Raw genomic sequence first — 20,155 nt, forward strand, 5'->3', positions numbered from 1 at the left:
ATGCAAGACTGGCTCAAGAAGCTGTTCACCGAACCCCAGACGCTGGGGATCATCGTTTCCAGTGCCCTTGTCGGCCTCTTCGCCGGCCTCGCGCAGGGTGTCGTCGAGAAGCGGCACGGCGGATGGGGCGGCTTCTTTCGCGCGGTGCTGACGGGCGTGGCGGTCGCGGTGTTCGTCGGCCTCGGCATCGAGGGCTTCGTAACCGCCGAGACGCTGCGCCTGGCAATCGTTGGGGCATGCGCAGTGGTCAGCGAGGACATCTGGATGGGCCTGCGCTCCATCGGCGGCGCCATGCGCAACGACCCCCTCGGCTTTGCGGTGCGCCTGCTCGATGCGCTGCGCGGGCGCGACCACTCGGCGCGCACGCCCCCCGGCAGCGACCTCATGCCACCGCCCGATGAAAGGAGCAAACCATGATGTGGGTTCTCGCCGTGCTGCTTGGCTTGGCCGCGCTGCTGCAGCTGGCCGTGCATACGGCACCGGACACCCTCGACGCCGAGCGCGCCCTGGCCGAAGGGCTCGCCGCGCGCGACCTCGCACACAAGAAGGAGATCGAACGTGTCCGCAATGAAAGAGATCATTTTGAGCATCTGCTTGCCACTGGTGGTGTGCGGGTGTCAGTCCCTGCCACCTGTCGCCCCGTCGTCGCCTCAGATCCCGCCGCTGCCGGCGAACCTGCAGAAGCGCGAGCCGAACTTGACCCAGCGTTTGCGGCAGCTGTGGCTGGAATCACCAGCGACGGTGACCTCGCCATCGTCGACCTCAACGCCTGCATCGACCGCTATAACGAGGTTCGTTTCAGGCTCAACGCCCTCAACGCCCTCAACACCCTGATCGGGAATACCGGTGCTCAAACCCCATAGCCTGCGCACGCATCTGACGGCGGCAACGCCCGAGCTGCAGAACGATCCGGACAAGCTGTCGATCTTCATCACCAATGGGAAGATCGTGGCCGCCGGCGCCGCGTCGCTGTCGTTCGTCTATCGCTACACCCTGAAGCTAGTGGTGCTCGACTACAGCAGCCACGCCGACGCCATCATGGTGCCGATGCTGGCCTGGCTTCGCACCGAGCAGGTCGAGATCCTTGAGAACCCGGATCTGCGTGAGCGCAGCTTTCGCTTCGAGGCCGAATATCTCAACAAGGAAACCATCGACCTGTCGATCGAGCTGGACCTGACCGAGCGCGTGATCGTCTCGCCCGGCGCTGATCCCGACTCGCCCGAGACAACCAAGCGCTACAACGTGAAGCATGCGGCCGAGCCGCCGCACGTCGGCGTGGTGCAGCGCGCCGAGCGCATCGAGGTGTGGTTCGGCGATCAGCCGCTTGCGGCCTGGGACTTCGAGCCTGTGAAGAACTGACATGACCGACGACCTGCGCGCGCTCGAAGACTGGGCGACCCCGTTGCTGTCCGCGTTGACGATGCCGAAGCGACGTGCGCTCGCACGCACCATCGGGCAGGCACTGCGGCGTGAGCAGGCCGCGCGAATCGCCGGCCAGCGCAACCCGGACGGTAGCGCCTACGAGCCACGCAAGACGACGCAGGCGCGCTTGCAGATGGGCAAGATTCGCCGCAGCATGTTCGAGAAGCTGCGCGCAGCGCGCCACCTCAAGGTGCAGACCGATGAGGAAGGCGTGGCGGTTGGCTTCTTCGGTCGCACGGCACGCATCGCCCGCGTTCACCACTTCGGCCTTCGCGACCTTGTGCAGCCCGGCGGCCCAAGTTATCAATACCCAGCGCGCGGTCTTCTGGGCCTGACCTACGCCGAACGCGAGCTGATCAAGGATCTGCTGCTGAAGCACCTCGCAGGTTGATGTCGTGTTTCACTGAACTCGTAGAGGGGTTTCGTGCGACGATTCGGGGACCGCACTCGGCCATGACCCGACGTTTGTCGGCAGTGCCTAGTTCGCCATGATTTCTTCCAGCGATCCAGATCAACAAACCGTATGAAAGTTTCAAGATGACAAGCGCCGAAGACCCGCTGAGCCGGAGCGATGACTCGATCCTTGGCGAACTGTCCTGGAATGAGTCCGCGTGGATTGGTGCTGTCGAACTCGGCACGCATCGCGTTCGCCTTGTAATCGATTTGGATGAAGAGAACATTACTCGCGCGCAGCAGGTTGAATCAATCGAGTACGCCAAAGCGCTGCATGCCAAAGTGCTGAAGAACGAGACGAGCCTCAGACGACAGTGTGCGCAGGAGATTGCAGAAGCGGCGGGCTCCCGAGCCTCAGAGGAGGACCGGCGCAGGTATCTGGCCGAGGTGACGTCCGCCGCCGCCTCCATGGAGCCGCAAGTGCTTTGCATCGATTTTCCCGACGGTGGTCATCTGGAATACCGGGATACGAGCGGGAAGTTTTACGGCAACTCGACGGTCGTGATTCGCTTCGATAGCGATGCTCAGTATGAAGAAGCCGAGGTCGAACTCCCGGACCGCGAATAGGCGCTCAGGTCCGTGGGTGGCCTCAGTGCCAGAACCGGATTTAGCTAGTGATCGGTATGGGACGGGCATAGTCGACTTCGGGCCCGTTCACGACGGCGGCGCGACCGGCTACAGTCGGCCAGAAGCAGACAGTCGCCCGTCAGCACCGTGTGTTCGAAGATTGCATGCCGGATCGCAAGGCGCGAGAGCCAGACGTAGGCCCGAACATCATCATGATGACGTTGTGGGGACGCTCGATGTCCGGCTGTATGCTGGGGTAGGTGGCCGAGAGCTTCGAACTGCACTGAAGAACCCTCGGGCTGACACATGGTGGAAGTCGATCATGCGCTCGGCTAGAAGAATCGAAAGCCTCGCCCACTCGGGGCTCTCGCGTTGAAATACTGGAGCCACCGTGGGAGAGTTCGCAAAGCGCGTCCGCGCCAACAAGATTCAGGGCCCCCTGCGCAAAGGGTTCAATCCGCAGGCGTGGGCCAGCGCGCTTGAAGATTGTGGAAACCAACCCGAGGATCAGCGCCTGCATGCTGCCGGCCTCGAAATCAACAAGAAGCTATCCACCATTCGCGCCAATCTCAAGATTTCGACGAACAACGATCTCAACGCGACAACCAAGGTCCGCGCCCTTGTCGCGTGCTCGAACCACGACTACCGGATCCTCTCCGACAGGACGCCTGAGGTGCTCGAAGCGGCCACAGCCAAGCAAGTCGAGAACGGCGATGGCGAACCAGTGTTGATGCACAAGCTCATGGCGACAAAGGTGCGCCTCCCAGGCGGGGCTTCATATTCCCCGGACGCCGTCGCGGAGGGCTTGGTCGATGGCCTGCAGGTTCCGCTCCGCGTGATCCTCGAAGAGGACCCCAAACTCTCCGGGAACCTTCAAGTCTCGCTGGACTGGCGCGAAGCCATGTTTGAACTGAACCTCGGCCTGCTCTACCTACTCGCAGAAGATCTCTGGAACGACTGCGTTTGGAACGGCTATGAGCTGCAGGTCGAAGAAGGGTTGCGAAAGTTTCGCCCGACGAAACCGCGGTGGCAGGCGCGATACGCTATGGGACGAGCACGCGGGCGAAACCTTGCGGTCGAATTCATGAAGCAAGCGCTCGACGCTCAAAGTCAGTTCCCGCCGTTCGAGAAGGCGTTTCGGCCCGTTGTCGAAGATGTGAAAAAAATCGAAAAAATGGGGCGCCGGCAACAGCTTGTGCTCACGAAGACAGAAGACAGTTCAGAAGAACACAAGTACTTGCTTGCCCTCCGGGCCTACGCCACTGAGGACTACTACGAAGACTTGCTGGCAATGCCGCGCAAGGAGCTCGCAGGACTGACACTCGCAGACGCGATGAACGCGTGGACGATCATCAGCCGCTGTTCCGATCTGTTGCTCGGCGCCGTCAAGCAACGGCACCAGTACACCAAGGATGATGAAGAAGATGACGGATCGAGCTGGCTGCCAGCGTACGTGCCGACACTACAGCGCGATGCCCTGATCGAAGGGTTCATGCAAGGTGGCAACGTCACTCGAGCTGGGGCGATCGCCCTGCTGGAGTTCATGACCTACCGCGGGCGACAGGGGCAGGAGCTCTGGGCCCAACCCCTCGTCCCTGTGGGCCAGCAAACGCTAACGCCCGTGTTCGGCGCCGCACAAAGTCCGAACCTGCGCAGGATCGTGGACATCTGGCTTCGGCAGCTTGGCATTGATCTCGCGTTGCGAGGCCCTGCGTTCGAAAAGCATATTCGTGCGAAAGTGGCGGAGTCTATCGAACAGTCGCCGAAGCTGGCCGCGGTCTCCCAGTGCCTCGACAAATCATTCAGCTTCACCGCCCCGGGCGAGCAGACCGAGGAAGTGGACGTCGTATTCAGCATCGGCAGGCTGCTCTTCCTCTGTGAACTGAAATGCATTCTGGACCCGACGGAGCCGAAAGCGATTGCAATGCACCGGGAGACTTTGACCGCTGCGGCGGCCCAGATCACCCGCAAGGCGGCGGCCGCGAACAAGCACAAAGGCGAGATTCGCAAGACCCTCGACCGGGCTGGATTCCTCCTGCCGGAAAACTTTGAAATCTGCACGCTGGTTGTGACCAACGGCGCCACGCAGACCGGTATGCCGATCGATGGCGTCCCGATTGTCGACGAGCTAATCATCGACAAATTCTTCGCAGGGGAGCTTGTAGACGCACGCCTCGAGGATCATGAAGGAAATGTGTTGAAGGAGACGAAGACGATCTTCTACACAGACGAAGAGACGGCCCAAGAAGGCGCGCAGTACTACTTCTTGAACCCGCAGGCCATGGTGTTTCTCCGGCAAGGGATCAAAGTCGCCTGGTACCCCCTCCACCCAGTAACGGACGATGACTGGGCTGGCGCATTCGCCATGGTCGAATGCGTGCCCAAGCTGCCGGCACACGTCGAGGCCGAGGTCTTTGGGGCTGCAGCGCAGGAACCCAACTAGGCAGGAGCCATCAAGGGTTCTTGCGCGAGCTACCTCGGCCCTGAATGTATGGAATGCTTAGCGCCGCCGTCAGGACGGCTCAAGTGCTCCAGCACGCACGAGCTTTGCGAGCGTCCTAACTAAAAATCGCGTGGTGCGTGAGAAAATGGGGTGTGGACGTACTTCCGGGCGTTGTGATGTCTGCTCAGGGCCCGAAGGCGACGGTGGCCGCCATCCGAAGCACAATCACCGCACTTCAACCCCCGGCAGTAGCTCCATGCCGACCCGCTGCGTTAGGTCCCCGTAGCTGATCGGCCGTCCGGCGCGGGCGTCTTCAGAATTCGGTTGCCAATGCGCCCAGGCCTTGCCCGTGCTCTCGTCATAGACAAGCTTGAACAGGTGCGTAGGCACACGCACGCGGTTGGCACCGACTATCAGGCTTTCGGGGCCAAACACCGGCCCCGTGATCACGAATACATTGCCTTTGGCGCGCAGGACGTACCGGCGCGTGTCCTGCTCAATCTTGGACCAGGCACCGGAGTTCTGCGTCGGGTTCTGCGGGACCATATTTGCCAGTGAAAAGCTCTGTGCCATCGCCGTCGGGTTCGACATGTCGCCGGCCGGGGCCATGTGTCCGCGGGCATAGCCTGAGCCCTTGTAGTCGCTCAGCTCTGCGCGCTCGCTGCGCGGCAGCCGGGCATCCGCAAAGAACTTGTTGGTGCGCTTCTCGTTGGCATCTTCGATGCTCGCGCGGGCGAGCCGCTCGGCAACGAAAACCGGGGTCTTGCTTGTGCCGCTGTGCAGGATGGCAAACGCCTCGTAGCAAAGCTCGCGCTGCAGGGGAGCCTGCGGAATCGAGGGTGCGACACCACCGGCGAAGAACTCGCGGCAGCCTGAAAACTGAGTGGCGGTGGTCGGGCCAGAACGCTCCAGGGAGGGAGCAGGCGGCGATGGAGCTGGAAGAAATCCGCAACTGGTCGCCTGGATCGAAATGGCGCCGGCGGTGATGAGCCAGACCGCTGTGCGGCGCAGTGTGACGGCGATGCCGCTGGTGACTGATCTATGGCGCTTGCGTGGCTTCTTCTTGGGCATCGGGGGCGGGATGTTAACCCGCTCCGCAGAGGGCAAACTGAGCAACCACGCGACAGGCCGCCCCTCGGGAGTCAGCCGGTTAGCGGTCGTACCTCCGAAAACGTTTGTCAGCCTAGCCCTGCGCGAGAATAGCCGGACTTGGCGCAATTCTTACTGCATGAACTTCTACGACTGGATGATTCACAAAGGGCTGTCGAAGTCCTCGGCGAGGAGCTACGACGGAGCGCTCCGTGGCTCACTGTCCGAATGGGCAATGGATGGCGGCCTAATCTCAGGTCCTTTGATCGCATTGAGCAGTTCTTCGGCCTTTGGCGCCCTTTCCCCAAGCATCCAGGAACTGCCCGTCTTCAAAGAGCGAAACGCGCGCGGGCATCACATGTACAGCGCCACGCTGTCGCAGTTCGCCGCATACCTCACGAGCAACGGTAGCGATGACGTGCAAGCCGACCTCGAACAGATCATCAGCGATCCGACCACGACGACGACCGAGAAGACGGCGCTGATCAAGTCCAGGATCGGCCAGGGCACGTTCCGAGACAAGGTGCTGCTGCACTGGACCGGCTGTGCTGTTACGGGGTTCAGCGACACCAGCCTCCTTGTTGCGTCTCACATCAAGCCATGGAAGAAGTCGACGAACAGTGAGCGACTGGACCAGTGGAACGGTCTGCTGCTTTCGCCAAACCTGGACAAGGCGTTCGACAAGGGCTTCATCACGTTCGATACGGGCGGGTCTATTCGCCTCTCCCCCCTTCTCACTGAGGCCGCCAAACTTGGGATCACGCCTTCGATGAAGATTGCGCTGAAGCCCGAACACGAGAAATACATGGCGCACCATCGAGCAGTGGAGTTCAAGAGCGAGTAGCCATCGTGTGCGTCCGCCTTCGCTGCGACAGTAGGCCCGCTAAGGGACCAGACCTTCCGTAGATCCGCTGTCACAGCACCTCGCCGTCTGAGACATGCCGTTGTAGGAGCGCCCGATACAAAGTGCCTCGAGTGCGTCGCGCGCGCATGGCCGGCACCATCGACGGCATGTCTGGAAAGCCCGCATCCACCGTCGAACTGCAGCGCCTGATCGAGAACCTCGTTCGTGCTGGAACGGTGTTCGCGGTCGATCATGAAACGCGCCGCTGCCGCGTGAAATCGGGCAACCTCTCCACCAACTGGCTCCCATGGTTCGCGCGCCGCGCCGGTGATGTGCGCCACTGGTCGCCACCTTCCGAGGGCGAGCAGTGCATGGTGCTCTCGCCCGGTGGTGACATGGCGACCGGCTTCGTGCTCGTGGGCATCTTCAGCGATGGCATCCCGGCCAACGGCGACAGCGGCGACGTGGAGCGCACGACCTACCCGGACGGCGCAGTCATCGAATACGACCACGCCACAAGCGCCCTGAAGGCTACGCTGCCCGAAGGGGGCACCGCCGACATCACCGTGCCCGACTCGATCACGGTTCACTGCAAGACGGCCGATGTGACCGCCAGCGACAGCGCCTCCGTGCACTCGCAGGAGATCACGCTCGACGCGCCCAAGACCATCGCCACCGGGGAAATGGTCGTGCAGGGTCTGCTCACCTGGCAGGCGGGCATGGTCGGCTACGGCATTGGGCCCAGCGGCCAGGGCGCGCAGATCAGGTGCGACATGCACTTCATCGAAGGGCACGGCATCACGACCGACGGTGGCGACATCAAGGCCGGCGACATCAGCCTGCAGGACCACCTCACCTCCGACATCGAGCGCGGCGACCAGACCAGCGGAAGGCCGGTGGCGTCATGAGCGGCATGAATCGCCTCACAGGCAAGCCGCTCGACGGGATCGAGCACCTGCGCCAGAGCATCCCCGACATCCTGGGCACACCCTTGGGTTCGCGAACCATGCGCCGTCCCTACGGCAGCCTCTGGCCCGAGCTGCTCGATCACCCGGACAACGGAATGACCCGCGTGCGGCTGTATGCCGCGACGGCAGGTGCACTCATGAAATGGGAGCCGCGCCTGCGCTTGTCGCGCGTGCAGATCTTCACCGGAGAGAACCCGGGCGAGGCCATCCTCGACCTGCAAGGCATCTACACCCCGCCCGGCCAACGTCGCAGCGTGCTGTCGATGCGCGTGCCGGTACAGATCGGGGCCGCGACATGAGCATGGACATGTCGCTGTTGCCGGCGCCGACCGTCATCGAGGTGCTGGACTTCGAGGTCATCCTCGCGCGTCGCCTCGCATCGTTTCAGACGCGCTACCCGGACTACAGCCTCGTGCTGGAATCCGATCCGGCCTACAAGCTGCTCGAGGAGATGGCCTATCAGGAGCTGTTGATGCGCCAGCGCATCAACGACGCGGCCAAGGCCTGCATGCTGGCCTACGCCAAGGGCACGGACCTCGACAACCTCGGCGCGAACTATCAGGTGCCCCGCCTGGTCGTGACGCCAGCCAATCCGAACGCGGTGCCACCGGTGGCGGCCGCCTACGAAGACGACGAGCGGTTTCGCGAGCGCATCCAGCTCGCGCCCGAAGGCATCACGACTGCCGGGCCCGAGGAAAGCTATCGCTACCACGCGCTCACCGCGAGCGCACAGGTCGACGTACGCCGTCGACACCGGTGTCGTGAATGCCATGGCCCCGAAGCCCTTGACGCTGCGCGCTCCGCGCACGGCAGCTGCGGCCCCAATGCGCGGCACCTCGACATGCCGGCCTGGCGCTGACCTGGCGAAGCCGACATGGCCCACGCGATCGAGCCCACCGACCAGCTGCTGCGCGAAGCCTGCGCACGCATGGCGGCGCGCTTTCGGCGGGCCGAGGACTTCGAGACCGTCATGCGTGACCGCGTGCGCAGCCGCATGGTGCGCCTCGCGGCCCAGCATCCGAGCGCCGCCGGCGCGTTGCCCGTGCGTGTACAGCGCGCTGCGGCCTGCCGGCCCTTCCCACCGCCCACGGGCGGCCTTCCCTTCTTCGACCACAAGCGCGCCGCATCAGGCGAGCGCGACGAGGACTGATCCACCCAAAAGAGAAGACCCAGCATGAATCGTGTCTACATTGAATCGCCGCGCCACTGCGGCAAGGCCACGCAGCATGGCATCACCGTGATCGCCTTCACCGGCAAGACAGGTGCCGGCAAGGACAGCGCTGCCGCAGTGCTGCTCAACCACTGCCAGTTCGAGACCATCGCGTTCGGCGATGCACTCCGGCGTGAGATCGCGTCCGCCTGGCGCATCGACGAGCGGATGCTCAACCACCGCCCGACGAAGGAATGGTCGATTCCCGCACTTGCCGTGGGCATGTGCAACGAGCCGGCCTTCGTCAGTTGGTGCTTCGACGCCGGCGAGAGCCTGCATGAACCGCGCAGCCCACGCTGGGCGATGCAACACTGGGCGGACTTCCAGCGGCGCTTTCGGCCGACCTACTACGCCGACATTGCCTGCCGCTGGATCAACCGGAAGGCGTCTGTGGGCTTCCGTCGCTTCGCGATCACCGATCTGCGAGATCCGGTCGAAATGGCAGCGCTGTATGCCCTCGGCGCGCAGCTCAGCGTCGTGCGTGTCCACAGCCCGAACGCGACAACGCTCGATGCCGATACGGCGCATCACAGCAGCGAGCGGCACCAGATCGCCGTCGACTTCGAGCTGCAGAACGATGGAAGCCTCGAGGCGCTGCGCGACAGCGTTCTTTCGTTGCCTCCCGTGCTCTGGCTCAGCGACGAGGACCACGCCCAATTCACGCCGGAAATTCAATGAAGAACGCCGTCAACGCCACGAGCGAGCCGCTGAAGCAATACCCTGCCGGCGCATTGTTGCGCGTGAAGGACATCTGCGGCGACCGCAAACATGGCAAACCGGGGCTACTGCCCATCGTGAGCCGCACGTGGCTGAAGTGGGTCGAGGAAGGGAGGGTCCCAAAGGGCATCCTGCTCGGTGCACGCACGCGCGTGTGGCCCGTCGAGCAGGTTCTCGCCGTGCGCAAGGGCTTGGCCGAAGGCCTGTCGAACTAGGGCGCGGCCAATTGGTCGATGTAGTCCGCCAGGAACTGCATCGCCCTCTTCCGCTCGCCAACATGCTCGGCATGCGTGTACGCCGCGACCACTTGGTTCTTCTCCGAATGGGCGAGCAGCAACTCGACCACATCGCGGCCGAAACCATGCTCACGCAGTAACGTTGCAGCGGTGCCCCGCGTGCCGTGCGGACTGAACTCCGGCACGCCAAAGTCGATGCGCTTGAAGAAGTGGTTGAGAGTCACGTCGCTCATCGGAACGCCGCCTCGAAAGATCGACGGAAAGACGTAGTCGCCGTGTCCCGTCAGCGCGTGAACCGTCGTCAAGATGCTGACCGCCTGAGTCGACAAAAAAACGCGATGCGGCTTCTTCATCTTCATGCGTGGTCCCGGTACATCCCAAACGCCGGAGTCGAGATCAAATTCGGCCCACGTCGACCGCAGCAGCTCGACTTTGCGTGCCATCGTCAGCACGAGCAGCTTCGACGCTGCAATCGTGGTCGCATGGGCGCCCTGCAAATCGATGCCCCGCCAGAACGCCGTGAGCTCCTTTTCGTTGAGGTGTCGATGGTGCTCGACTGGCGCGCGCGTCACCACGCCACGCAGCGGCGTGGCCGGATTACTGGTCACGATCAGCTTTCGGATGGCGTGGTTGTAAATCTGCTGGATGATCACGCGGATCCGCTCGGCGGCCACGGTGGTGTCGAGCCGCTTCTCGATGATCGAGAGCACGTGTGCCGGCTGAACGTTGCCCAGGGCGAGGTCGCCGATCTCCGGATAGACGTATGCCTGAAGCCAGCGAATGATCTGCGCGCGGTAGCCCGCCGACCGATAGAACAGCGTCTCATCGATCCACTGCTCCGCGAACATTTTGAACGTCACCGCCCTGGCCTCTACGCTGCGCCGTTCTGCCCCGTCGACTTGTTTCTGCCTGGCCGGACTCTCATTGCGCTCGACCATTGCGCGCATTTCCTCGTGCCGGTCTCGGGCCGCCTTGATGCTGAACGCAGGGTAGGCGCCGATGGTGACCTTCTCGCGCTTGCCGTCCAGGTGGTATTTGTAGCGCCAGACCTTTGAGCCGGACGGCAACACCTCGATGTGCAGCCCCCCGCCGTCTGTCAAGGAATACGCTTTGTCGCGAGGCGAGGCGCTATTTATTACTGCAGGCTTGAGGGTGTAGTTGACGTGGCGCATCTTCGAGGAATGGGGCCATGCAAAAAACGATGGCCCCCGAACATGGCCCCAAATGTAAGGCAACCCGGTTCAACAATGGGCAACCCAAAAGCAATACAGCCCCGCCCTCCCAGAGGGAAGACGGGGCTGTAAGTCATGCCGGTGCAGGACTATTCAATGTGTCACATGTGGTCGATCATCACTTGGCCAAAACCCGAACAGCTCACTTGCGTGGCGCCGTCCATCAGGCGGGCGAAGTCATAGGTGACCTTCTTGCTCGCAATCGACTTCTTCATCGAGCTGATGATCAGGTCGGCGGCTTCGGTCCAGCCCATGTGACGCAGCATCATTTCGGCCGAGAGAATCTCCGAGCCGGGGTTCACGTAATCCTTGCCTGCGTACTTGGGCGCCGTGCCGTGGGTGGCTTCAAACATGGCAACGGTGTCGCTCAGGTTCGCGCCCGGAGCGATGCCGATGCCGCCGACCTGTGCGGCCAGCGCGTCGGAGACGTAGTCGCCATTGAGGTTGAGCGTGGCGATCACGCTGTATTCGGCGGGACGCAACAGGATCTGCTGCAGGAACGCATCGGCGATGCTGTCCTTGACGGTGATTTCCTTGCCCGTCTTCGGGTTCTTGAACTTCATCCACGGGCCGCCGTCGATCAACTCGGCGCCGAACTCCTTGGCGGCGAGGTTGTAGGCCCAGTCACGGAATCCACCTTCGGTGAACTTCATGATGTTGCCCTTGTGCACGATGGTCACGCTGGGCTTGTCGTTGTCGATGGCGTACTGGAACGCCTTGCGCACGAGGCGCTCTGTGCCTTCGATCGACACGGGCTTGACGCCGATGCCCGAAGTGTTCGGGAAGCGAATCTTCTTGACGCCCAATTCGTCCTGCAGGAACTTGATGAGCTTCTTTGCCTTGTCGCTTTCGGCTTCGAACTCGATGCCGGCGTAGATGTCTTCCGAGTTCTCGCGGAAGATGACCATGTTGGTCTTGTGCGGCTCACGCACGGGGCTGGGAACGCCTTCGAAGTACTGAATGGGGCGCAGGCAGACGTAAAGATCGAGTTCCTGGCGCAACGCAACGTTCAGCGAACGGATGCCGCCACCGACAGGCGTGGTCAGCGGGCCCTTGATGGAGATCACGTAGTCGCGCACGGCGTGCAGCGTTTCTTCGGGAAGCCAGACGTCGGGACCATAGACCTTGGTCGACTTCTCGCCAGCGTAGACCTCCATCCAGTGGATCTTTTTCTTGCCACCGTAGGCCTTGGCCACTGCCGCGTCCACCACCTTCAGCATCACCGGGGTGATGTCCAAACCGGTTCCGTCGCCTTCGATGAACGGGATGATCGGTTGGTCCGGCACATTGAGCGAGTTGGCTGCGTTGACCGTGATCTTCTGACCTTCGGCCGGAACTTTGATGTGCTGGTAGCTGGACATGAGGGGGATGGCTCCGGAAGTGGCGTAATTTTGACGACTGTCAGCGAATTCAGACACGACGGGGAATCGCTGTACAGCCCGCGAACAAATCGCTGTACATTTTAGACGCAACCCATCAGCAAGCGTTTGTCAACCATAGGGCCAATGGCCTCGTTAGTGGCTGACCTTCTGCTCGCCGGGAGGCGTTTCCAACCAATTCTCGATAGAGGAATCATCAATGAGCAAAATTCTCGCAGTCATGATCGCCGGCCTGTTCGCCGCTGGCGCCTACGCCCAAAACCCGGCCGGCACGACGCCCGAACAAGGGAACGCCACCAACAGCAAGGCTCAGCAACGCGCCGAAGCCAAGAAGGCTACCAAGCCCGCTGGCAAGGTTGCCGCTCCTGCTGGCGACGAAGCCAAGACCCCCGAAGGCGGCGCCATCGGTGCCGACAAGGCTGCGGCTTCTGGCGAAAAGCGCGCCAGCACCCGCGACCAGCGTCGTCGCAACAAGGACGGCAGCGTGAAGCGCAAGTCGACCCAAGGCGGCACGCCCGACATGCCGACCGCCAAGTAAGTCAGCCTGACCCCCTAAAAAAGAGCGCTCTTCGGAGCGCTCTTTTTTTTCGCCTGTGGCGACTGCATTGCTGTCAACCGCCAGAAGCGGGCTCCGTTGAATGTCTACCTTCCGCAGGGAGGGCTATCCAAATCAACGATATCAAAGGATTTCTCATGAACAAGCTGCTCGCAGCCCTGATCGCCGGTCTCTTCGCTGCCGGTGCCTTCGCTCAACAAGCCGAACCCACCACGGCTGCTCCTGCTGCCGCTCCCAAGGTTGCCAAGCACGCTTCGAAGAAGCACGTTGCAGCCAAGAAGCACAAGGTTCGCCACGTCGCCAAGGCCCACACGGCCGCCGCCAAGAAGGTGTAAGCTTTCCAGCTCACCGGCAATGCCCGCTTCAGCGGGCATTTTTATTGGTTACGGGCCGGGCCCTGACCCCGCCCTGAAAGAGTTATCCGATGTTTCAGCGTCTCGCCGCCCTGCTCCTGTTGTCCGCGTCTTTCATGATGCCCGCGCATGCGCAACAGCAACCTCAAACCGATCTGGCACGCACGCAGTTGTCGGTCGGCCTGTACAAGATCGATGTGCAGATCGCGCAAACGCCCCAGCAACGAGAAATCGGCCTGATGTTCCGCAAGGAAATGCCGCAGGCCGAAGGCATGATCTTCGTGTTCGAGCAGCCTGCGACACAGTGCTTCTGGATGCGCAACACGATCCTGCCGCTGACCGCCGCCTTCGTCGCGGACGACGGCCGCATCGTCAACCTGGTCGACATGCAGCCGATGACCGAGAACTCGCACTGCTCCCTCGAACCCGTGCGCTACGTGCTTGAAATGAACCAGGGCTGGTTCGCCAAGAAGAACATCAAGAAGGGCGCCAAGCTCAGCGGCGAGTTGTTCTCAGCCACCAAACGCTGAGTTTCTAGCGCCTGAAGGCCACAAAAAAAGCCGACCCGCAGGTCGGCTTTTTTGATCTAGAAGCGCGGCTTCAGCCGAAGTTCTTGGCGACGAAATCCCAGTTCACCAGCTTGGCCAAGAAGGTCTCGACGAACTTCGGGCGCAGGTTGCGGTAGTCGATGTAGTAGGCGTGTTCCCAGACGTCGACGGTCAGCAGCGCGACGTCTGCAGTCGTCAGCGGCGTGCCGGCTGCGCCGGTGTTCACGATGTCCACCGAGCCGTCGGCCTTCTTCACCAGCCAGGTCCAGCCCGAACCGAAGTTGCCCACGGCCGACTTCACGAAGGCTTCCTTGAAGGCGTCGTAGCTGCCCCACTTGGCATCGATGGCCTTGGCCAGCGCGCCGGTGGGAGCGCCGCCGCCTTGCGGCTTCATGCAGTTCCAGAAGAAGGTGTGGTTCCAGATCTGGGCGGCGTTGTTGTAGATGCCGCCGCTGGCCTTCTTGATGATCTCTTCCAGCGTCAGGGCTTCAAACTCGGTGCCCTTTTGCAGGTTGTTCAGGTTCACGACGTAGGCGTTGTGGTGCTTGCCGTAGTGGTACTCGAGGGTTTCCTTCGAATATTCCGGGGCCAGCGCGTCGAGGGCGTACGGCAGGGGTGGGAGCACATGTTCCATGGTTTTTTCTCGTGGGTTGGTTGTGGGGAATGCAGGATTCTAGGAAGTAATTATTGAGGGCGCGTCGGACGCGGGCCCGTTGCGTCGCCGGGCGTGACGGTCAGGTCGACCTCGCCATCGGCAAGCCGCGCGACGACAGCGTCGCCGGCCGTCAATTGCGTGGCACTGACGATCGCTCGGCCACCTGGATCGGTCAGCCACGCATACCCGCGCTGCAGAACCAAGGCCGGATCGAGCAGCCGCAGGCGCAAGGCCACGCGCTCCAGGCGTTCGCGTCGCTGCACCAGGGCACGCTCGAACTTCAAAGGAAAATCGGCCGCAATCGAACGCGGTGCTTGCGCCAGGCGCTCTCGCCGCGATAGCACCGCGTACTGAAGGCGCTGCGCGTGGTGCGCCAGCCGGAGCTGCTGGCGAGCCACCAGATTCGAAGGCCGCCCGAGACGCCCCGCCGCCTGGTCGAGACGCTGCCCGAGCGCATCGAGGCGCCCACCCAAAGCATCGCTGAGCCGCTCATCGAGCAGATCGAGCGCGCCGAGCCACAGGTCGCGCGGCGCGCTGACGAGTTCCGCCGCCGCAGTGGGCGTCGGTGCGCGCAGGTCGGCGCAGAAATCGGCGATGGTGAAGTCCGTCTCGTGGCCCACGCCGCTGATCAGCGGCACGGGGCTCTGAACGATGGTGCGCGCCAGCGCTTCGTCATTGAAGGCCCAGAGGTCTTCGATGGAACCACCGCCACGCACCAGCAGGATCACGTCGACCGCCGGCTCCAGCGCGTAGAGGGATTGCAATGCCCGCACCAGTTCGGCCGGCGCATTGACGCCCTGCACGGCCGCCGGCGCCAGCACCACCGGAATGTGTGGCACGCGCCGCCGCAGCGCGGTGACCACGTCATGCAACGCCGCAGCGCCGAGCGAGGTGACGACGCCCACCGCACGCGGCATGGCCGGCAGTGCCCGCTTGCGCGCCGGATCGAACAGCCCTTCGGCTTCCAGCCGCGCCTTGCGTTGCATGAACTGCTCGAACAGGGCGCCCTGCCCCGCACGCCGCAGGCTCTCGACCACCAGTTGCAGATCGCCGCGTGGCTCGTACACCGCCAAGCGTCCGCGCACCTCGACCTGGTCGCCGTCGCGCGGTGAAAAGTCGAGCAAACCGGCGGCTCGACGGAACATCGCGCAGCGCAGTTGACCGGACTCGTCCTTGAGCGAGAAGTAACAATGTCCACTCGACGCCCGCGAAAAACCGGAGATCTCGCCGCGCACGGCAACCGGATTGAAGCGCGCGTCGAGCGCGTCGGCGACCGCGCGGCACAACGCGCCGACAGCCCAGACGCGCGGCCCGGGCGCGGAATTCGTGTCGCGCAGGTTCATGGAATGCACGCGTGGCCCGGTGCCACTCTTCCACAACGGACGGCGTACATCGCTTTTTCATGCCCCAGGGCTGAACAAGCGCACGACTTCTCGTGCAAGTCATTGATTTTATTGAAAAAAGTGCTGCTCAAAATTCAGTCGATCTAGCGGAAAGCCCGTCCCATGCGGGTTCGGACGCATTGCGCAGCAGGTTAATCACAAAGTTATCCACAGAATCTGTGCGCCCTTGCCGACACGAAAACAAGCCGCGTGGCGATGGTGGGCTCAGTGGATAATCGCCGCGCATTTGCAGTCTATGGGTCGGAGGATTTTCTTGTTTTCCATCATTGTTGCCGCGGGTTGGCCTATCTGGCCATTGCTCGCCTGTTCCGTCATTGCGCTCGCGCTGGTTATAGAACGTTTCACAAGTCTCAAGACCGTGAGGGTACTGCCGCCGAAGCTGCTCGACGAAACCATCACCGTCTCGCGAGGCGCCATTCCCGGCCCCGATGTCGTGACGAAGCTGGAAAGCAACTCGATGCTCGGCCAGGTGCTGGCCGCTGGCCTTCGCGCACTCAACGCCAACCCCCGTTGCACCGAAGACGACCTGCGTGCGGCCATGGAGGCCTCGGGCCGCACGGTCGCGCACAGGCTGGAGCGCTACCTGCCTGCGCTGGCCACGATCGCCTCTGCCGCACCGCTGCTCGGCCTGCTGGGCACGGTGATCGGCATGATCGAAATCTTCGGTTCGCAGTCGCCCGGCAGCGGCGCCGTCGGCTCGGGCAACCCGGCACAACTGGCGCACGGCATCTCGATCGCGCTCTACAACACGGCCTTCGGGCTGATCGTGGCAATTCCCACGCTGATCTTCTGGCGCTACTTTCGCAGCCGCGTCGACGAATATCTGCTGAATCTTGAACTGTCCGGCGAACGCTTCGCCCGCCACCTCAACGCCCTGCGCAAATGACCCGCGCCCGCATGCAGTTTCGGCACGGCTCGCGCGATGAGCCCGAGATCAACCTGATCCCGTTCATCGACGTGCTGCTGGTCGTGCTGATCTTCCTGATGCTGTCGACCACCTACAGCAAGTTCACCGAGATGCAGCTGCGGCTGCCCACGGCGGACGTCGACGCGCAGCGCGACTATCCAAAGGAAGTGATCGTGACAGTGTCAGCCGACGGGCGCTATTCGGTCAACAAGGCCGCCGTGGCGGACCGCAATGTGGAAACCGTGGCGGCAGCGCTCGCCGCAGCAGCCACCGGCGGCAAGGACAGCGTGGTGATCATCAGCGCCGACGCGAGCAGCCCGCACCAGGCCGTCATCACGGTGATGGAAGCGGCTCGCCGCGTCGGCCTGATGCAGATCACCTTCGCAGCCCAGTCGACGGCGCAAGCCGGGCACTGAGTGCCTTCAGAAGGTCGCAGCAGCACCGGCTCGTCGGGCTCGCGGCTGCAGGACGCCTGGCTGCATCGCGGGCCGCTGGCCTGCCTGCTCTGGCCGCTGTCGCTGCTGTACGCCGCACTCTTCGCTGTTCGGGGCTGGCTTTATCGCCTGGGATGGCTTCGGACTGCGCGTGTGCAGGTGCCCGTGATCGTCGTGGGCAACGTGATTGCAGGCGGCGCCGGCAAGACGCCGGTGGTGATGGCCGTCGTTCGGCACCTCCAGGCGCGAGGGTTGCAAGTTGGCGTGGTGTCGCGCGGCTACGGGCGCCGCACCGACGACTGCCGCGAAGTGCTCGACGACAGCGATCCGCACGATGTCGGCGACGAACCCGCGCTGATCCGTCATGCCACGAACGCGCCGGTGTTCGTCGCCCGGCAGCGCGTCGAAGCGGCACGCGCCCTGCTGGCACGGCATCCGGGCACACAGGTCATCGTCAGCGACGACGGCCTGCAGCATCTGGCGCTGGGACGCGATATCGAGATCTGCGTGTTCGACGACCGTGGCATCGGCAATGGCTGGCGGCTGCCCGCGGGCCCCTTGCGCGAGGCCTGGCCGCGCCGCTGCGACCTCGTCCTGCACAGCGGCGAACGGCCCGCATTCGCTGGCGGCTACACCGCGACCCGCAACCTTGCAGCGGACGCTTTGACCAGCGACGGAAAGCATGTGCCCTTGCAGACCCTCGAAGGCCAGGCGGTGATCGCGCTGGCGGCCATCGCACGACCCGAGGCCTTCTTCGAGATGCTGCGCGCACGCGGCCTCACGCTCGCCGAAACCATCGCACTGCCCGATCACTACGATTTCGACGGCTGGCAACGCCCCTCCAACACCACCCACGCCCTTGTCTGCACCGAAAAAGATGCTGTCAAGTTGTGGCGTCAGGCGCCCGACGCACTGGCCGTGCCGCTGCACTTCGCCCCCTCCCCGGAATTCTTCACTGCGCTCGACGCAAAGTTATCATCGCTCGATGGATACCAAGCTGCTTGAACTGCTCGTCTGCCCCGTCACCAAGGGCCCTTTGACCTGGAACCCCGAGAAGCAAGAGCTGTGCTCGCGCAGTGCGCGTCTGGCCTATCCGGTGCGCGACGGCATCCCGGTGCTGCTCGAGAACGAAGCCCGCACGCTGTCCGACGACGAGCTGGGGCTGTGAGTTTCACCGTCCTCGTGCCGGCGCGACTGGCGTCGACACGGCTGCCCAACAAACCCCTCGCCGACATCGCCGGCGTGCCCATGGTGGTGCGCGTTGCCCAGCGCGCCAGCGAATCGGGTGCAGCACGTGTGGTCGTCGCCGGGGACGATCCGTCCATCATTTCGGCCTGTAAGGCGCATGGCGTCGAAGCCATCCTGACGCGCCAGGACCACCCCAGCGGCACCGACCGGCTGGCCGAAGCCTGCGAGCAACTGGGCCTCGACGGCGACGACATCGTCGTCAACGTGCAGGGTGACGAACCATTGATCGACCCCGCCCTGATCGACGCCGTGGCGGCCGAACTGGAGGCTCACCCGCAGGCCGCCATGAGCACCGCGGCGCACGAGATCGATTCGATCAGCGACTTCATGAACCCGAACGTCGTGAAGGCCGTGCTCGACGCGCAGGGCCACGCTCTCTATTTCAGCCGCGCGCCAATCCCTTGGTGGCGCGACGGCTCCGTCAACGGCGCGGCGCCGACCGTGCTGCCGACTCCGGCCCCCTTGCGCCACATCGGTATCTACGGCTATCGCGCGGGCTTCGTGCGCAAGTTTCCATCGCTGCCACCGTCCCCCGTCGAAGCGACCGAAGCACTCGAGCAGTTGCGCGCGCTGTGGCACGGGCATCGCATTGCAGTGCATGTGAGCCATGTCGCACCCGGCCCCGGCATCGACACCCCCGAAGACCTGGCTCGCGTGCGCGCGGTCTTTGCAGCGAAAACCTCCCCCTGAGGCGAGGTGTCGCCCGAGTGAAGACAAGGGAAAATCCTCACTGGCACGCGTGCTATCCTCGATGCAACTCCGCCTTGCCCAGCCTTCGGGCCGACGCTCGGCGCGACACAAAATCTAAGAACCGTCCGAGGACACCATGAGACTAATTTTGCTGGGCGCGCCCGGAGCGGGCAAAGGCACGCAAGCGGCCTTCATCTGCCAGAAATACAGCATCCCTCAAATCTCGACCGGCGACATGCTGCGCGCCGCCGTCAAGGCCGGCACGCCGTTGGGGCTGCAGGCCAAGGCCGTCATGGACGCCGGCGCACTGGTCAGCGACGACCTGATCATCAATCTCGTGAAAGAACGCATCGCACAGGCCGACTGCGCCAGCGGCTTTCTGTTCGACGGTTTCCCGCGCACCATTCCGCAGGCCGACGCCATGAAGGCGGCAGCCGTCAAGCTCGACTACGTGCTTGAAATCGATGTGCCCTTCAGCGACATCATCGAGCGCATGAGCGGTCGCCGCTCACACCCTGCCTCAGGCCGCACGTACCACGTCAAATTCAATCCGCCCAAGATCGAAGGCAAGGACGATGTGACCGGCGAAGAGCTGATCCAGCGCGAGGACGACAAGGAAGAAACCGTGCGCAAGCGGCTCGACGTCTACAGCCAGCAGACGCGCCCGCTGGTCGACTACTACTCGGCCTGGGCCAAGACCGATCCGGCCGCCGCGCCGAAATACCGCGCCATCAAGGGCGTGGGCACGGTCGATGAAATCACGCAACGTGCACTGGCTGCGCTGAGCAGCTGATCTGACTT

At 63.2% G+C, this 20,155-nt stretch carries 27 protein-coding genes; 22 read left to right on the forward strand and 5 right to left on the reverse strand.

Annotated elements, in window-relative coordinates:
- The 6 genes from H7F35_RS32260 to H7F35_RS32285 all read left to right on the forward strand — a co-directional run bounded on the left by H7F35_RS32260 (position 1) and on the right by H7F35_RS32285 (position 4,885).
- Complete coding sequence (locus H7F35_RS32260) at positions 1-417, forward strand: hypothetical protein (protein WP_187110547.1); 417 nt, start codon at positions 1-3, stop codon at positions 415-417.
- Entirely contained in the window at positions 414-863 is a 450-nt protein-coding gene (locus H7F35_RS32265) for a lysis system i-spanin subunit Rz (RefSeq protein ID WP_187110548.1), read from the forward strand. The genes H7F35_RS32260 and H7F35_RS32265 overlap by 4 nt, the downstream gene beginning before the upstream one ends.
- Positions 847-1,359, forward strand: coding sequence for a phage tail protein (locus H7F35_RS32270; RefSeq protein WP_187110549.1), 513 nt, complete (start codon positions 847-849; stop codon positions 1,357-1,359). The genes H7F35_RS32265 and H7F35_RS32270 overlap by 17 nt, the downstream gene beginning before the upstream one ends.
- A 1-nt stretch (position 1,360) precedes the next feature.
- On the forward strand, positions 1,361-1,813 hold the full coding sequence (locus H7F35_RS32275; RefSeq protein ID WP_187110550.1) for a phage virion morphogenesis protein: 453 nt from the start codon (positions 1,361-1,363) through the stop codon (positions 1,811-1,813).
- Between the two features lie 146 nt (positions 1,814-1,959).
- Positions 1,960-2,442: a hypothetical protein gene (locus H7F35_RS32280; RefSeq protein WP_187110551.1), complete on the forward strand. Its 483-nt coding sequence runs from the start codon at positions 1,960-1,962 to the stop codon at positions 2,440-2,442.
- 391 nt (positions 2,443-2,833) lie between these two features.
- Complete coding sequence (locus H7F35_RS32285) at positions 2,834-4,885, forward strand: hypothetical protein (RefSeq protein ID WP_187110552.1); 2,052 nt, start codon at positions 2,834-2,836, stop codon at positions 4,883-4,885.
- A 225-nt stretch (positions 4,886-5,110) separates the two neighbouring features.
- Here H7F35_RS32285 and H7F35_RS32290 read toward each other — a convergent pair whose 3' ends face one another.
- Positions 5,111-5,956, reverse strand: coding sequence for a DNA/RNA non-specific endonuclease (locus H7F35_RS32290; RefSeq protein ID WP_187110553.1), 846 nt, complete (start codon positions 5,954-5,956; stop codon positions 5,111-5,113).
- 157 nt (positions 5,957-6,113) lie between these two features.
- On the opposite strand from H7F35_RS32290, the gene H7F35_RS32295 reads away from it, so the two are divergent.
- From H7F35_RS32295 to H7F35_RS32325, 7 genes are all read left to right on the forward strand, one after another.
- A complete protein-coding gene (locus tag H7F35_RS32295; protein WP_187110554.1) occupies positions 6,114-6,818 on the forward strand; it encodes an HNH endonuclease in 705 nt (234 codons plus the stop codon).
- 146 nt (positions 6,819-6,964) lie between these two features.
- Positions 6,965-7,726, forward strand: a complete 762-nt coding sequence (locus H7F35_RS32300) for a phage baseplate assembly protein V (protein ID WP_187110555.1) — start codon at positions 6,965-6,967, stop codon at positions 7,724-7,726.
- Positions 7,727-7,731: 5 nt separating this feature from the next.
- Positions 7,732-8,085 carry a GPW/gp25 family protein gene (locus tag H7F35_RS32305; protein ID WP_222621991.1) on the forward strand — a complete coding sequence of 118 codons (354 nt, stop codon included), beginning with the start codon at positions 7,732-7,734 and terminating at the stop codon, positions 8,083-8,085.
- Positions 8,082-8,645: a baseplate J/gp47 family protein gene (locus H7F35_RS32310; protein ID WP_187110557.1), complete on the forward strand. Its 564-nt coding sequence runs from the start codon at positions 8,082-8,084 to the stop codon at positions 8,643-8,645. Before H7F35_RS32305 ends, H7F35_RS32310 begins: the two co-directional genes overlap by 4 nt.
- A gap of 15 nt (positions 8,646-8,660) precedes the next feature.
- On the forward strand, positions 8,661-8,936 hold the full coding sequence (locus tag H7F35_RS32315; RefSeq protein ID WP_187110558.1) for a hypothetical protein: 276 nt from the start codon (positions 8,661-8,663) through the stop codon (positions 8,934-8,936).
- 24 nt (positions 8,937-8,960) lie between these two features.
- Positions 8,961-9,674 (forward strand): hypothetical protein, encoded by a 714-nt coding sequence (locus H7F35_RS32320; RefSeq protein WP_187110559.1) that lies wholly within the window; start codon positions 8,961-8,963, stop codon positions 9,672-9,674.
- Positions 9,671-9,928, forward strand: a complete 258-nt coding sequence (locus H7F35_RS32325; protein WP_187110560.1) for a helix-turn-helix transcriptional regulator — start codon at positions 9,671-9,673, stop codon at positions 9,926-9,928. Before H7F35_RS32320 ends, H7F35_RS32325 begins: the two co-directional genes overlap by 4 nt.
- Here H7F35_RS32325 and H7F35_RS32330 read toward each other — a convergent pair.
- Positions 9,925-11,121: a tyrosine-type recombinase/integrase gene (locus H7F35_RS32330; protein ID WP_187110561.1), complete on the reverse strand. Its 1,197-nt coding sequence runs from the start codon at positions 11,119-11,121 to the stop codon at positions 9,925-9,927. The two genes, H7F35_RS32325 and H7F35_RS32330, sit on opposite strands and share 4 nt — an antisense overlap.
- A gap of 161 nt (positions 11,122-11,282) precedes the next feature.
- The gene (gene icd, locus H7F35_RS32335) at positions 11,283-12,542 is read right to left on the reverse strand and encodes an NADP-dependent isocitrate dehydrogenase (protein ID WP_187110562.1); all 1,260 of its coding nucleotides are present in this window, start codon (positions 12,540-12,542) and stop codon (positions 11,283-11,285) included.
- A gap of 217 nt (positions 12,543-12,759) precedes the next feature.
- On the opposite strand from icd, the gene H7F35_RS32340 reads away from it, so the two are divergent.
- From H7F35_RS32340 to H7F35_RS32350, 3 genes are all read left to right on the forward strand, one after another.
- Positions 12,760-13,098, forward strand: a complete 339-nt coding sequence (locus H7F35_RS32340) for a cell envelope biogenesis protein TolA (RefSeq protein ID WP_187110563.1) — start codon at positions 12,760-12,762, stop codon at positions 13,096-13,098.
- Positions 13,099-13,253: 155 nt separating this feature from the next.
- Positions 13,254-13,451 carry a hypothetical protein gene (locus tag H7F35_RS32345; protein WP_187110564.1) on the forward strand — a complete coding sequence of 66 codons (198 nt, stop codon included), beginning with the start codon at positions 13,254-13,256 and terminating at the stop codon, positions 13,449-13,451.
- 89 nt (positions 13,452-13,540) lie between these two features.
- Positions 13,541-13,999 carry a DUF192 domain-containing protein gene (locus tag H7F35_RS32350; protein WP_187110565.1) on the forward strand — a complete coding sequence of 153 codons (459 nt, stop codon included), beginning with the start codon at positions 13,541-13,543 and terminating at the stop codon, positions 13,997-13,999.
- A gap of 70 nt (positions 14,000-14,069) precedes the next feature.
- On the opposite strand, the gene H7F35_RS32355 is transcribed toward H7F35_RS32350, so the two are convergent.
- Complete coding sequence (locus tag H7F35_RS32355; protein WP_187110566.1) at positions 14,070-14,651, reverse strand: superoxide dismutase; 582 nt, start codon at positions 14,649-14,651, stop codon at positions 14,070-14,072.
- A gap of 50 nt (positions 14,652-14,701) precedes the next feature.
- Complete coding sequence (gene xseA, locus H7F35_RS32360) at positions 14,702-16,015, reverse strand: exodeoxyribonuclease VII large subunit (protein ID WP_187110567.1); 1,314 nt, start codon at positions 16,013-16,015, stop codon at positions 14,702-14,704.
- A 313-nt stretch (positions 16,016-16,328) separates the two neighbouring features.
- On the opposite strand from xseA, the gene H7F35_RS32365 reads away from it, so the two are divergent.
- From H7F35_RS32365 to adk, 6 genes are all read left to right on the forward strand, one after another.
- Entirely contained in the window at positions 16,329-16,961 is a 633-nt protein-coding gene (locus tag H7F35_RS32365; RefSeq protein ID WP_093241076.1) for a MotA/TolQ/ExbB proton channel family protein, read from the forward strand.
- A gap of 11 nt (positions 16,962-16,972) precedes the next feature.
- Positions 16,973-17,398, forward strand: a complete 426-nt coding sequence (locus tag H7F35_RS32370) for an ExbD/TolR family protein (RefSeq protein ID WP_410010807.1) — start codon at positions 16,973-16,975, stop codon at positions 17,396-17,398.
- Positions 17,399-18,421 carry a tetraacyldisaccharide 4'-kinase gene (lpxK, locus tag H7F35_RS32375; RefSeq protein WP_187110569.1) on the forward strand — a complete coding sequence of 341 codons (1,023 nt, stop codon included), beginning with the start codon at positions 17,399-17,401 and terminating at the stop codon, positions 18,419-18,421.
- A complete protein-coding gene (locus H7F35_RS32380; protein WP_057596378.1) occupies positions 18,402-18,584 on the forward strand; it encodes a Trm112 family protein in 183 nt (60 codons plus the stop codon). Before lpxK ends, H7F35_RS32380 begins: the two co-directional genes overlap by 20 nt.
- Positions 18,581-19,354, forward strand: coding sequence for a 3-deoxy-manno-octulosonate cytidylyltransferase (kdsB, locus tag H7F35_RS32385; RefSeq protein ID WP_187110570.1), 774 nt, complete (start codon positions 18,581-18,583; stop codon positions 19,352-19,354). Before H7F35_RS32380 ends, kdsB begins: the two co-directional genes overlap by 4 nt.
- 136 nt (positions 19,355-19,490) lie before the next feature.
- The gene (adk, locus tag H7F35_RS32390) at positions 19,491-20,147 is read left to right on the forward strand and encodes an adenylate kinase (RefSeq protein WP_187110571.1); all 657 of its coding nucleotides are present in this window, start codon (positions 19,491-19,493) and stop codon (positions 20,145-20,147) included.
- Positions 20,148-20,155 lie beyond the last annotated feature (8 nt).

This window comes from Variovorax sp. PAMC26660, assembly GCF_014302995.1.
Classification (GTDB): Bacteria; Pseudomonadota; Gammaproteobacteria; order Burkholderiales; family Burkholderiaceae_C; genus Variovorax.

What these genes read in the sequence shown, in the direction of transcription:
- H7F35_RS32370 (WP_410010807.1), top strand. Translation starts at nt 16,973, where the DNA reads ATGCAGTTTCGGCACGGCTCGCGCGATGAGCCCGAGATCAACCTGATC.
- xseA (WP_187110567.1), bottom strand. Translation starts at nt 16,015, where the DNA reads ATGAACCTGCGCGACACGAATTCCGCGCCCGGGCCGCGCGTCTGGGCT.
- H7F35_RS32305 (WP_222621991.1), top strand. Translation starts at nt 7,732, where the DNA reads ATGAATCGCCTCACAGGCAAGCCGCTCGACGGGATCGAGCACCTGCGC.
- H7F35_RS32345 (WP_187110564.1), top strand. Translation starts at nt 13,254, where the DNA reads ATGAACAAGCTGCTCGCAGCCCTGATCGCCGGTCTCTTCGCTGCCGGT.
- H7F35_RS32340 (WP_187110563.1), top strand. Translation starts at nt 12,760, where the DNA reads ATGAGCAAAATTCTCGCAGTCATGATCGCCGGCCTGTTCGCCGCTGGC.
- icd (WP_187110562.1), bottom strand. Translation starts at nt 12,542, where the DNA reads ATGTCCAGCTACCAGCACATCAAAGTTCCGGCCGAAGGTCAGAAGATC.
- H7F35_RS32300 (WP_187110555.1), top strand. Translation starts at nt 6,965, where the DNA reads ATGGCCGGCACCATCGACGGCATGTCTGGAAAGCCCGCATCCACCGTC.
- H7F35_RS32315 (WP_187110558.1), top strand. Translation starts at nt 8,661, where the DNA reads ATGGCCCACGCGATCGAGCCCACCGACCAGCTGCTGCGCGAAGCCTGC.
- H7F35_RS32330 (WP_187110561.1), bottom strand. Translation starts at nt 11,121, where the DNA reads ATGCGCCACGTCAACTACACCCTCAAGCCTGCAGTAATAAATAGCGCC.
- H7F35_RS32290 (WP_187110553.1), bottom strand. Translation starts at nt 5,956, where the DNA reads ATGCCCAAGAAGAAGCCACGCAAGCGCCATAGATCAGTCACCAGCGGC.
- H7F35_RS32260 (WP_187110547.1), top strand. Translation starts at nt 1, where the DNA reads ATGCAAGACTGGCTCAAGAAGCTGTTCACCGAACCCCAGACGCTGGGG.
- H7F35_RS32265 (WP_187110548.1), top strand. Translation starts at nt 414, where the DNA reads ATGATGTGGGTTCTCGCCGTGCTGCTTGGCTTGGCCGCGCTGCTGCAG.
- H7F35_RS32295 (WP_187110554.1), top strand. Translation starts at nt 6,114, where the DNA reads ATGAACTTCTACGACTGGATGATTCACAAAGGGCTGTCGAAGTCCTCG.
- H7F35_RS32380 (WP_057596378.1), top strand. Translation starts at nt 18,402, where the DNA reads ATGGATACCAAGCTGCTTGAACTGCTCGTCTGCCCCGTCACCAAGGGC.
- H7F35_RS32320 (WP_187110559.1), top strand. Translation starts at nt 8,961, where the DNA reads ATGAATCGTGTCTACATTGAATCGCCGCGCCACTGCGGCAAGGCCACG.
- H7F35_RS32280 (WP_187110551.1), top strand. Translation starts at nt 1,960, where the DNA reads ATGACAAGCGCCGAAGACCCGCTGAGCCGGAGCGATGACTCGATCCTT.
- H7F35_RS32310 (WP_187110557.1), top strand. Translation starts at nt 8,082, where the DNA reads ATGAGCATGGACATGTCGCTGTTGCCGGCGCCGACCGTCATCGAGGTG.
- H7F35_RS32355 (WP_187110566.1), bottom strand. Translation starts at nt 14,651, where the DNA reads ATGGAACATGTGCTCCCACCCCTGCCGTACGCCCTCGACGCGCTGGCC.
- H7F35_RS32350 (WP_187110565.1), top strand. Translation starts at nt 13,541, where the DNA reads ATGTTTCAGCGTCTCGCCGCCCTGCTCCTGTTGTCCGCGTCTTTCATG.
- H7F35_RS32275 (WP_187110550.1), top strand. Translation starts at nt 1,361, where the DNA reads ATGACCGACGACCTGCGCGCGCTCGAAGACTGGGCGACCCCGTTGCTG.
- adk (WP_187110571.1), top strand. Translation starts at nt 19,491, where the DNA reads ATGAGACTAATTTTGCTGGGCGCGCCCGGAGCGGGCAAAGGCACGCAA.
- H7F35_RS32325 (WP_187110560.1), top strand. Translation starts at nt 9,671, where the DNA reads ATGAAGAACGCCGTCAACGCCACGAGCGAGCCGCTGAAGCAATACCCT.